This window comes from uncultured Corynebacterium sp. (assembly GCF_945649885.1).
GTDB lineage: Bacteria > Actinomycetota > Actinomycetes > Mycobacteriales > Mycobacteriaceae > Corynebacterium.
In genome coordinates this window covers 1-11,594 of the sequence record NZ_CALZFS010000098.1, presented here as the reverse complement: position 1 = coordinate 11,594, position 11,594 = coordinate 1, and the positions used below count along the sequence as shown (strand labels likewise).

The 11,594-nt window shown below is 56.8% G+C and carries 9 protein-coding genes; 1 reads left to right on the top strand and 8 read right to left on the bottom strand.

What is annotated here, in order from left to right:
• Positions 1-105: 105 nt before the first annotated feature.
• The 7 genes from Q0M74_RS10455 to rpsA all read right to left on the bottom strand — a co-directional run bounded on the left by Q0M74_RS10455 (position 106) and on the right by rpsA (position 7,553).
• Positions 106-465: a DUF4259 domain-containing protein gene (locus Q0M74_RS10455; RefSeq protein ID WP_293954164.1), complete on the bottom strand. Its 360-nt coding sequence runs from the start codon at positions 463-465 to the stop codon at positions 106-108.
• 39 nt (positions 466-504) lie between these two features.
• Complete coding sequence (locus Q0M74_RS10450) at positions 505-717, bottom strand: hypothetical protein (RefSeq protein WP_293954168.1); 213 nt, start codon at positions 715-717, stop codon at positions 505-507.
• Positions 718-737: 20 nt separating this feature from the next.
• Positions 738-1,376 (bottom strand): exonuclease domain-containing protein, encoded by a 639-nt coding sequence (locus Q0M74_RS10445; protein WP_293954162.1) that lies wholly within the window; start codon positions 1,374-1,376, stop codon positions 738-740.
• A gap of 218 nt (positions 1,377-1,594) precedes the next feature.
• Entirely contained in the window at positions 1,595-2,002 is a 408-nt protein-coding gene (locus tag Q0M74_RS10440) for a hypothetical protein (RefSeq protein WP_293954160.1), read from the bottom strand.
• Positions 2,003-2,714: 712 nt separating this feature from the next.
• Positions 2,715-3,317 carry a dephospho-CoA kinase gene (coaE, locus tag Q0M74_RS10435; RefSeq protein ID WP_293954158.1) on the bottom strand — a complete coding sequence of 201 codons (603 nt, stop codon included), beginning with the start codon at positions 3,315-3,317 and terminating at the stop codon, positions 2,715-2,717.
• A 40-nt stretch (positions 3,318-3,357) separates the two neighbouring features.
• Complete coding sequence (locus Q0M74_RS10430) at positions 3,358-5,427, bottom strand: glucose PTS transporter subunit IIA (RefSeq protein ID WP_293954156.1); 2,070 nt, start codon at positions 5,425-5,427, stop codon at positions 3,358-3,360.
• A gap of 659 nt (positions 5,428-6,086) precedes the next feature.
• Positions 6,087-7,553 (bottom strand): 30S ribosomal protein S1, encoded by a 1,467-nt coding sequence (rpsA, locus tag Q0M74_RS10425; protein ID WP_293954154.1) that lies wholly within the window; start codon positions 7,551-7,553, stop codon positions 6,087-6,089.
• Between the two features lie 373 nt (positions 7,554-7,926).
• Here rpsA and Q0M74_RS10420 point away from each other — a divergent pair, with 373 nt between their 5' ends.
• Positions 7,927-8,724 carry a class I SAM-dependent methyltransferase gene (locus Q0M74_RS10420; protein ID WP_293954152.1) on the top strand — a complete coding sequence of 266 codons (798 nt, stop codon included), beginning with the start codon at positions 7,927-7,929 and terminating at the stop codon, positions 8,722-8,724.
• Here the strand turns inward: Q0M74_RS10420 and polA are convergent.
• Entirely contained in the window at positions 8,721-11,363 is a 2,643-nt protein-coding gene (gene polA, locus Q0M74_RS10415; protein WP_293954166.1) for a DNA polymerase I, read from the bottom strand. The two genes, Q0M74_RS10420 and polA, sit on opposite strands and share 4 nt — an antisense overlap.
• Between the last annotated feature and the right edge of the window lie 231 nt (positions 11,364-11,594).

Here is an 11,594-nt window from a genome sequence, read left to right as displayed (position 1 = left end):
TGGCTCTGATTATTTCACGTCGCTCTTCCTACTGCCCCAACTTTGCAACAGCACCCCCTGAAGTTACCGAAGCCCCTGCCCCTAAAAGAATCGTAGAATGATCTTTTACTCTAGGCTCACGTGTGAACGTGCCTTCCATTCGTGCAGCTGTTCGCCCTGTCCCTGCCAGTGGGCGTAGAGGCCAGAGACGGTGGCGTCGATAAGCACTGCCTCCAAGCACTGACGCAGGCGCTCCTTCATCTGCGGCGTCTGGAGAACCTCTGCGTCGACCGCTTCACCCTCCTCCGGCTGCTCACCTGCAGCCAGATGTGCCAGGGTGATGATCATCGCGCCCTGATCCTCCTCGATGTACCGGTGGCCGGCATCAGGTAGGAGTTCATCCAGGTAAAGCTCATCATTGCGCAGATCCTCGAGGACCTCCTGTGCTTCTTCATTATCAAAGGGGCCGGTGTTCCAAATATTCATGACGGCTAGAGTACCCGGGATCACTACCTGCAGGAGGGATTAGTCCATCAAAAGTGCGAAGAAGTCCTCTTCCGATAACACCCGGATTGGGGCACCCTTCTCACGCAACTGGGTGGCGCGCTCAAGTTTCCGGGAAGCCGACGAGCCTTCTTTCCAGGCGGAGGGGTTAGGGACACCAACAACTAAGAGTGTCGTCTTTTGCGTGACATTCTTAGAAGCAGCAGCACCTACATGCTTGAGGAATTCCTCCAGGTCAGCACGCTTGCCACGCTCTAAAGTGCCGGTGAAGCAGATGCGCTCCCCTGCAACGCAGTGGAGTGACCAAAATTCTCCACTAGTTGAGCCACATTGAAGGCATCCATTTCATCCAGTGATTGCTGGCGCTGCATCTGGGCAAAGATTCTTCCTGCAGCAATCGCGTCAGCTTCTGCCTCATGGTGGTTGAGTATCTCACCTGGAAACAGGTGGTCAAACACCACATCCAATGACTTCTTCGGCAGTTCGGGATAGAGCCTGCGGGCAAGCCTGAGGGTGCAGTACCGGGAGTTCTCCAGGGGCACATGCTGGTAGAGATCAGTGAGTTGGTTGAGCACAGAGCCATCAAAACCGAAGTTATGGGCAACCAGCGGCATCTGCCCCACAAACTCTGAGATGTCCTCGAAAATACTGCCCCATTCAGGAGCCCCTGCAACATCTCCTTCCCGGATACCGTGAACCCAGGTGTTTGCAGGATGAAAAAAGCGGTGTTCGGGGTGTGGAAGGATCAGCGACTGGTAACTCTCCACCACTGTGCCCTCTTCATCAAAACGAGCCAGGCCGATGGAACAGGCAGATGCCCTCTTTCCATTGGCAGTCTCAAAATCAATAGCGACAAATGGTTGCGTCTTCAGATCCTTCGACTGGAAGCTCAATAGAATACTTATTGAAAGTGTAGCCGGAAGCCCCTTTTCCGGTGCCTACTGTGACCATGGACTTAATCCTAAGATCAGGATTCTGTCTTCAAAAGAACTGAGAAAATTACATCCCTGGGTTCCTCCAAAAATAGGGTGCCAGGGAATTGATAAGGCGATACGGTGGCTCACATCCCCTCCCCGAGAACCGGGTGAAAGGATAAAAGGGGGTCTTTGTCCTAATAGCTGGACGGTAATGGTGGCCCCTCTGATTCTCCTAAGTGCAATCGTGCGTCACGGAGATAGTAGAGCCCTTCCACCGCCACACCACGTGCCACCTCAAATTGGTTGACGGTTTGGGCATCCCTGGCCCTCAAAATCGCATTGGAATGCCGCTGCGCAGCAAGACCTGTCAGCTCCTTGGCACGTTCATCACTAGGGTTAAGCGCCAGCAGTTCACTGCCCAGGCGTTCAATCCACCGCTCGGCATCCACACGCGCATCAGTGATTTCATGCTGTTCCTGTCGAAGCTCTTTCCGCAGCTTCATGCCCTGGCTGGTGAAACTGCGGAAAATCGACAGCCCGATGATGAGAAAAGCCAGGAAGAACACAATCGGGAAGACGGAGAAAACCATGCTGGAGCCCATGCCACTATTTTGGCATAGCTCAGTACCTGGCGGATAGATCTGTTGTGTTCCCTCTTGATTTCACAGCAGAGCTCGGATCACGTTATAGAGACCAGAACCCACCTGTGGGCTGTGCAGACTCCGCCCACATGTCTTTCTGTGTTGATTCTGGTGAACATCCTGATTCTCATCCCTCCGGGGCAAGCCTTGGGGGCAGAGTTCTTCTCCCATGCTGGGATCCTTATCCAGTAGGACTGGGAGCATCACCGTCTTCATCCCTGGGCAATGGACTCAACCCTGATGGCTCGGTACATCTCAATCTGGAGAACCGGCTCCAACCTCGCCATGAAAGAAGCCACCCTCCGGCCAAACGCACCCCCACATGGTAGTAACCGGTGGTCCCATCACCCACGGCTTTGTGGAGGTACAGGCACAATCTGTCGTCGATAATGCCCGCTTCACCCGTACGTTGCTCCGGCATACAGAAAGCGTCACCGTAGTGACTTCTGCTAACCACATCTGCCAGGCAACAGTAGTGTGCACGCTTGCATGTGGTTCTCATGCCACAGGGATTTCTGCAGTGAGTGATCCGCGAACTGCTATGCCCAACTTACTCTGGACCTATCGTGATGCTGTGACATGGTTCTTGGAATAGAGCTAAACCCCGGCATCGCTGCTTATATGCAGTGGTCCCGGGGGCGGATGGTCAGATGGGGTCTAAAAAATAATCGGTCTAATTCACGCGGCCGAGGATCTCAGAGATCAGCTTGCCGGCTTCAGCACGCAGATCATTGAGGGAACCGTTGTTGTCCACAACGATGTCGGCGGCCTTGAGGCGGATATCATCAGGGACCTGGGAGGCGATGCGGCGGCGCACATCCTCCTCGGTCAGGCCACGCTTGGCCACCAGCCTGCGGACGCGCTCCTCCACCTCCACATCAACGACCACGACCAGGTCCATCTTGCGGTCCAGGCCCTTCTCCACGAGCAGGGGCATATCGTAGACCGCAAGCTTTTCTCCCCTGGCTTCTGCCTCCGCGAAACGGCGGGCGGATTCCTCAGCGATGCGGGGATGGGTGATGGCATTGAGCAGGGCTGTCTGCTCCTCGCTGACAAATGCCTTGGCAGCAAGACCTGGGCGGTCTAGGGTGCCGTCGGGTTTGAGGATATCCTCACCAAACGCCTCGACGAGTTCGGTCAGAGCCGGCTGGCCAGGCTCGACGATGTCGCGGGCGACCTGATCCGCGTCGACGATGAGGAATCCTTCAGATGACAAAAGATCGGCAACGGTAGATTTACCGCTGCCGATCCCTCCGGTTAATCCAATGCGCAACATGCGCCCCAGATTAGTAGTTAATGTGTCACCGTGTGGGGAGTTAGTTATTCTCGCTCTTGTTCTGATCCTTACCGGTGACAGTAATGATGCTGGTTGAGGCATCTGCTTCCGTGTTCGGGTGGCTTTCAACGGCGCCGAACTTCTTGGCGTTGGAGATCACCACGGGGGTGATCAGTGGTAGATCCTTGGAACGGATGAACTCTGGATCAAAGGTGATCAGCTTGTCGCCTGCCCTGACATGCTGCTTGCGCTCAACATGGACCTCAAAGCCCTCGCCATTCAGCTGGACGGTGTCCAGGCCGACATGGATGAGCATTTCAATTCCATTGTCCAGGCGTAGTGCCACGGCATGGCCGGATTTCTGCACCAGCAGGACTGTTCCATCAGCAGGGGCGACAACAGTGTTGCCGGTTGGTTCGATGGCGATTCCCGGTCCTAGCTTTTCTGCTGCAAAGATCGGATCTGGCACCTCAGACAATGGCACGGCGCGACCCTCCAGTGGAGCGGTGATCTCTGCGATCTCACCTGCCTCAAGGATGGTGCGGGTGGCGGTTACGGTGGATGCACCGGAGGTGGCCGGAGCGTTGGTGGCAGCAGCTGCTGCAGCTGGACCTGCGGTCACGCCAGCAGCAGCTGGGTTGTTACCTTCTGCTTCAGCTGCCTTCGCAGCGTCCATCTGTGCCTTGGCTTCCTTGCGTTCTTCATCGGAACGGTAGTCAAAGAAGATCACCAGGAGCATCGAGGTGAAGAACGCCACGGCGATACCGATGGTGTAGCCCAACCAAGGATCCATTGCTGGGATGGTCAGCAGTGAGGTGAACACGAAGGCATAGGCCTTGATGTCGAAGATACCCATGACCACACCACCGGCGAAACAGCCTGGCAGGAGGCGGAAGTAGGTCTTTTTGAAGCGCAGCAGAACACCGTAGAGGGAAGGCTCAGAGATACCACCGAGCAGACCGGCCAGCATGCCACCGAGTGACACCTGGCGCATTGCCTTGTTGCGTTCCTTGATGGCCAGGATGAAGACACCGGTGACCAGGCCGAAGCAGGCGAAGTTCCAGGCGCCCATGGGTCCCTGGATGAAGTCATAGCCCAGGGTGTTGATGTTCTGGATCATGATGGCATTGAGTGGCCAGTGCAGACCCAGTGGCACCAGGAATGGGTAGAGCATCGGAATGATGATCGCCAGGATGAAGGGGCTGAAGTTGTTGACCGCCTCCAGCATGTTGGAGATGCCATTACCCACGCCGATGCCGAATGGGCCGAGCAGGAATGCAGTGGCCGGGATCATGATGAGTAGGGAGAAGAATGGCACGAATACCATCTGGACTGCTTCAGGGATGATCTTCTTCAGCCCCTTCTCCACCCAGTACAGACCCACTGCTGCGATCAGTGGTGGGAATACCTGGCCGGAGTAGTCGTTGATGACCATGCTCAGGCCGAAGACCTGGACAGTGTCGCCGGCTGCGCCGAGGGCCAGGAACTCCGGGGTCAGCAGTGCCGCCGGGATGGCTGCACCGATCCACTCATTGGCACCGAGTTTTCGGGCTGCGGTGGCGCCGACCATGATCGGCAGGAAGTAGAAGACTGAACGCCACATGGCATGCAGGAACACGTAGGTGTCCGGCTGCTCATCCATCGGTGCGCGGAAGTCTTGGAGGCCGAAGGTGTCGGCCAGAACCAGCAGGGTGATGATCAGGGAGGCACCCAGCAGGGCCCAAAGGACGGGACGGAAGGTGTCGGAGAGGAATTCGAAGCCGTAGTCGATCCAGGAATACTTGCCACGAACACCGCCGTAGTCCTTGCTTCCGGAGGAATCTGAAGCGTTGGCCTCGCCATCCTGGAAGCCCTTCATGCCATCAAGCTTGAGGAGTTCCTGGTAGTAGTTGGCTACGGAGCCGCCCATGACCACCTGCATTCCGGTGGAGCCCTGGGGCACGACACCGAGAACTGAAGGGTCAGAGTCGAGGGCGCTCTGGTCTACTGCTGACTGATCTTTGACCTGGAAACGGAGGCGGGTTGCGCAGTGAGTCATCGAGGTGATGTTCTCCGGCCCACCAAGGTTATCCAGAATGTGCTGCGATGTCGCCGTCACTTTAGACGCCATGTCAAACCTTTCTGAACGCACGGTCCCCCGGTTCTTAAATGATACCGAGAATCCCGTGACGAGAGACGGGAGCTGTTACGAACCAGGGGTCCGGTTCGCCAGCAACTACCTACTGTCCTGGGGAGGAGTGGTCATTCAACGGTGTTGAGCAACACAACAATGCAATCGATTGCCCAACCCATGGAGTGGTAATACCCTTTCACTCCCTGGGAGACGGATCTTTTACAGACATGCCATGCACCTCACCGTTGGAAAACATGTGAAGCAGCACACTCATGCCCGATTCAGTGGTAAGTATCCCTTAGTTTAAGCCCGATTCAAACAAGAAACAAGCCAGTCAGGGGGCCAATTATCACACCATCAAAAATTTCCATGTCCGTGCAAGTCCGGTTATACATTTAACCTCATTTAAGTGGTTGTTTATAAGGACCAGGCTTGATATGACCAGTACCAGTCAGCTGGCGCAGACGGCCAACCGCTCCCCTTTCCTGCTGCTTGCTCACCCACTTACGGGCGGAAAAGCACACAAAAACGCCCTGTCGTGCAATGCGGAACCATTAAAGGTTTCACACGCAGGACAGGGCGTCTTGCGGAGCAAACGTTAGGCCTTCACACCGTCAACGTCAGTGTGAATGCCCAGCGAATGTGTGCAGGTAACTTTAGTTGCCTGCGAGCTTCTCACGCAGAGCAGCGAGCTGCTCGTCGGAAGCCAGGGATCCACCGGTCTCTTCCACAGGTGCGGAGGAGGAAGATGGAGCTGCGTCCTCAGACTCGGAGGAGTAGTTGCCGGCCGGAGCCTCGGCAGCTGCCTCTTCCGCCTGCTGGCGACGACGCTCGATCTGGGCGGTGTGAGCGGTGAAGCGACGCTCGGACTCGGCGTAGCGAGCTTCCCAAGCCTGACGCTGCTCATCGAAGCCTTCGAGCCATTCGTTGGTCTCGGCGTCGAAGCCCTCAGGGAAGATGTAGTTACCCTGCTCGTCATAAGAGTCGGCCATTCCGTACTTGGATGGGTCGAACTCTTCGGTGTAGTCCTCGTCAGCCTGCTTGAGGGAGAGGGAGATGCGGCGACGCTCGAGGTCGATATCGATGACCTTGACCATGACCTCTTCGCCAACTCCGACAACCTGATCCGGAACCTCGACGTGGCGCTGAGCCAGCTCGGAGATGTGGACGAGGCCTTCGATTCCCTCTTCGACGCGAACGAACGCACCGAATGGGACCAGCTTGGTGACCTTGCCTGGAACGATCTGGCCCACAGCGTGAGTGCGGGCGAAGACGCGCCATGGGTCTTCCTGGGTAGCCTTCAGGGACAGGGAGACGCGCTCGCGGTCGAGATCGACCTCGAGAACCTCAACGGTGACTTCGTCGCCGACGGTGACAACCTCGGATGGGTGGTCGATGTGCTTCCAAGACAGCTCGGAAACGTGAACCAGTCCGTCGACACCGCCGAGATCGACGAATGCGCCGAAGTTGACGATGGAAGAGACGACGCCCTTGCGGACCTGACCCTTCTGGAGCTGGTGCAGGAACTCGGAGCGGACCTCAGACTGGGTCTGCTCGAGGAATGCACGACGGGACAGAACAACGTTGTTACGGTTCTTGTCCAGCTCGATGATCTTAGCTTCGAGCTCCTGGCCGATGTACGGATCCAGGTCGCGGACGCGACGCATCTCAACGAGGGATGCAGGCAGGAAGCCACGGAGGCCGATGTCCAGGATGAGGCCGCCCTTGACGACCTCGATGACGGTACCGGTAACCGGCTCGTCCTTCTCCTTGAGCTCCTCGATGGCACCCCATGCACGCTCGTACTGAGCACGCTTCTTGGAGAGGATCAGACGACCTTCCTTGTCCTCCTTGGTGAGGACAAGTGCGTCGATCTGGTCGCCGACCTCGACGACCTCGTCTGGGTCGACATCGTGCTTGATGGAAAGTTCACGTGAAGGGATGACACCTTCAGTCTTGTAGCCGATGTCGAGAAGAACCTCGTCACGATCGACCTTTACCACGGTACCTTCAACAATGTCGCCGTCATTGAAGTACTTGATGGTGGCGTCGATTGCTGCGAGGAAGTCCTCAGCTGAGCCAATATCGTTGATGGCTACCTGAGGTGCGTTGTTGGTGGGCATATGTAAATTGCTCCGAAATGGATAGGAAATTGAGAATGGATAGGGATGCTATGCCTCCCGAAACTCCAGCGCAATGGGTGTTTCGATGTCACGAAGCAACCCGGAATGTTTTCCTATAAGAACACCCCGGCATTGGACGCAGCGACATGCTTGTACAACAATACTGCGTTTATGCAGCTAGAGCAAATAGTATTCGCACAACGGATTCATGGTTGGCACTGGAGTCACAAATGTGACTGAAGTTCATTAAAGCCACTCACTTTGGCTCTATCCCCCTCCAGTTCGACGTGGGGAAACATCCTGAAGCATGGGCGAATATCTGCAGGTCTACAGTGAGGGTTGTTCGGCTCTTTATGACAATGGAGTGAAAACCTTGACTGACCTTCCCCCGAAGACTTCTTCATCCTTCTCCACCGCCAACCGTTATTGGTGGGATCTGGATGCAGCTGACTACCATGACCGCCATCCGGAGTACCTGGGCCAGGACTCCCCACATGGTGAGTTCTACTGGTGTCCGGAAATGCTCCATGAACAGGAGGAACGTCTGCTTGGCCAGGCGGGTGAGCTCGCTGGCAAGAATGTCCTGGAGCTGGGCTGCGGTTCCGCGCCCTGTGCCCGCTGGTTGGCACATGATGTCCCGGATGTCTTTGTCACCGGTTTTGACATCTCCATGGGGATGCTGCGCCACGCAGGAACCAGCCACGGCGCTCACCTGGTCCAGGCTGATGCCGCCTCACTCCCCTACGCCGATAATTCCTTTGACGTGGTGTTTTCCGTCTTCGGGGCGATCCCGTTTGTGGAAGATTCCGCGGCCCTGATGAAGGAGGTCGCACGCGTCCTGCGCCCGGGTGGCCGTTTCGTCTTCTCCATCACCCATCCCATGCGCTGGGTCTTCCTGGATGACCCTGGCCCCGCCGGCCTGACTGCGATCACCAGCTACTTCGACCAGAGCGGTTATGTCGAAGAAGATGAGACAACCGGTGAGGTCACCTACGCCGAACAGCACCGCACGCTAAGCGCGCGGATCACAGAGCTTATCGACGCTGGCTTCACCCTTACGGGGCTTCTGGAACCAGAATGGCCCCAGGATCTGGATGAAACCTGGGGCCAGTGGTCACCACTGCGGGGAGAATTATTCCCGGGAACGGCGATTTTCGCAGCTACACACTAGTGCGCGGCGGTATCCCAGTCACGACCATCGCCTGCTGAGACCTCGAGCGGAACCAGCAGTGAGATGGCACCGTCCATCTCACGTTCGATGATGTTCTGCACCTGCTCCAGCTCACCGGAGGCGATCTCGACGACGAGTTCATCGTGGACCTGCAGTAGCACGCGGGATTTCACCTTTGCCTCCTGCAGTTCACGATCCACCCGGATCATGGCTACCTTGATGATATCCGCAGCCGTGCCCTGGATCGGTGCGTTGAGGGCTGCACGTTCCGCATTTTCACGTGCCACACGGTTATCCGAGGTCAACTCCGGCAGGTAACGGCGACGTCCAAACAGGGTTTCCGTGTAACCGGTCTTGCGTGCCTGATCGACCACCTCACCGAGGTAACGCTGCACACCACCAAAACGCTCGAAGTAGTTCTCCATGATGGCTTTGGCCTCACCTGGGGAAATATCCAGCTGCTGGGACAGACCAAAGGCAGAGAGTCCGTAGACCAGGCCATAGGACATGGCCTTCACACGACGACGCAGTTCCGGGGTGACCCCGTCGATAGGCACATCGAAGACCTTGGAACCCACATAGTTATGCAGGTCCTCGCCTTCCTGATACGCCTCAATCAGACCCGGGTCCTGGGAGAGGTGCGCCATCACACGCATCTCAATCTGGGAGTAGTCAGCAGTCAGGAGGGTTTCAAAGCCCTCGCCTACCACGAAACCGGAACGGATCTTGCGTCCTGCTTCAGTTCGAACCGGGATGTTCTGCAGGTTCGGATCCGTGGATGAGAGACGTCCGGTGGAGGTCACCGTCTGGTTGAAGGTGGTGTGGATCCGCCCATCAGAACCCACGGAGCGGATGAGGCCTTCCAGGGTGGTCTTCATCTTCTGGTACTGGCGGTGTGCCAGGAGGTGATCCAGGAATGGGTGCGGATTCTTGACAGCCAGTGCCTCAATCTCCGCGGCCGCTGTGGAGTAACCGGTCTTGGTCTTCTTGGTCTTGGGCATGTCGAAGGTCTCAAACAGAACCGACTGCAGCTGCTTCGGGCTGGAGAGGTTGAGGGTGGGATCCTCCGCTAATTCGCGGGCGGCTTCCTCCTCCTGCTGCACCTGGTTGATGAAGCTCTTCAATTGCTCTTCCAAGGTCTGCGCATCCACGGCGATACCAATGGATTCCATACGTGCCAGGATGGTCAGCAGGGGGATCTCAAGATCACGGTAGAGCTCAAAGGCGTTGATCGCCTGCAGCTGTACGGTGAGTACCTCTGCCAGCTCGAAGATGGCCACGGCCTCATCCACCAGAGCCTGAGAGTCGCCAGCATCAAGGAGTGTGAGTTGATTACTGCTCTCCGCGGCCTTGAGCTGACGTTGCAGGTGACGCTGATAGACATCGGCCAGTTCATAGGTGCGCTGTCCGGGACGCAGGAGGTAGGCGGCAATAGCGGTATCGTGTGTGATGCCGTTGAGTTCAAAACCACGGCCGGCAAGCATGTGGAAAACGGCCTTGGCACTGTGGAGCAGCTTCGGTGAATCAGAGGCGATCCAGGCGGCGAATGCCTTCTCCGCCTCCGGGGTGATATCTGCCAGGTCAGCTACTACAGCATGACGGTCAGTATCGACGATGGCAATGGAATGCGCATCACCGGTGGCAGGTGTTCCCACACCGGTGATGGCCAGTGCCAGGACCTGTCCTTGACGGGTGCTCAACCACTCATCCAGGTGGACGGTGTCAACGATGACCTCGTCCTGCTCCACCACTTCTTCCACTGGAAGGTCACCTTCAGTTTTCACTGATGCCAATACGCGCTCACGGAGGTTGGTACCGAATTCCAGGGTGTCGAATTCCGCTGCGACCTCAGCCACGCTGGCCGGCCGCATCTCCAGATCATCGGGACCGACAGGCAGTTCCATATCCTTGATCATTTCGGTGAGGGTGCGGTTCATCTTCACCTGCTCAATGCGTTCACGGAAGCTGACGCCCGCCTTGCCCTTGATCTCATCTGCATGTTCCAGCAGATTGTCCAGGGTGCCGTACTCAACGATCCATCTGGTGGCGGTCTTATCGCCCACACCCGGGATATTGGGCAGGTTATCGGAGGGGTCTCCACGCAGGGCGGCGAAGTCTGGGTACTGCTCAGGTGTCAGGCCGTACTTCTCCTCCACCGCCTCCGGGGTGAAGCGGTGGAGAACAGACACCCCACGCATCGGGTAGAGCACCGTAGTGGTGTCATTAACCAATTGGAATGAGTCACGGTCGCCGGTGACGATAGCAGTTTCAAAGCCCAGGGGTTTCGCAGCGACAGCTAACGTGGCGATGACATCATCAGCCTCGAAGTTATCTTTTTCAATGGTGGTGATGCCCAGTGTCTTCAGCACATCCTTGAGGATCTCCACCTGTCCCTTGAATTCGGGCGGGGTGGCCGCGCGCTGCGCCTTGTAGTCTGGGAACATCTCAGTACGGAAAGTCTTACGGCCAACGTCGAAGGCCACAGCCACATGGGAGGGCTTCTCCTCCTTCAACAGTGTGGCCAGCATGGAGAGAAAGCCGTACACCGCATTCGTGTTCTGCCCACCCGTGGTGGAGAAGTTCTCCGCAGGCAGGGCAAAGAAAGCACGGAAGGCCATGGAGTGGCCGTCGATGAGCATCAGGGTCTGGTCAGTCTTCTCAGTCACGTCACCGAGTCTAGGCCAGAGCAAAAATCAATGGCACATGCCCACTGTTTGCTGCCGGATTTTCTGGTTTTTCAGCCTCCCCTGCCCCTAAAGGCACCCCAATTTTCATTGTTTTTCAGAAGTGGTCTAGTATTGCTTTCTAGCACTAACGCCCTAGTAGCCCAATTGGCAGAGGCAACGGATTCAAAACCCGTCCAGTGTGGG

Coding starts and splice junctions, on each gene's coding strand:
- Q0M74_RS10455 (WP_293954164.1), bottom strand. CDS start 465: ATGAATATTTGGAACACCGGCCCCTTTGATAATGAAGAAGCACAGGAG.
- Q0M74_RS10440 (WP_293954160.1), bottom strand. CDS start 2,002: ATGGGCTCCAGCATGGTTTTCTCCGTCTTCCCGATTGTGTTCTTCCTG.
- coaE (WP_293954158.1), bottom strand. CDS start 3,317: ATGTTGCGCATTGGATTAACCGGAGGGATCGGCAGCGGTAAATCTACC.
- Q0M74_RS10430 (WP_293954156.1), bottom strand. CDS start 5,427: ATGGCGTCTAAAGTGACGGCGACATCGCAGCACATTCTGGATAACCTT.
- rpsA (WP_293954154.1), bottom strand. CDS start 7,553: ATGCCCACCAACAACGCACCTCAGGTAGCCATCAACGATATTGGCTCA.
- polA (WP_293954166.1), bottom strand. CDS start 11,363: ATGCTCATCGACGGCCACTCCATGGCCTTCCGTGCTTTCTTTGCCCTG.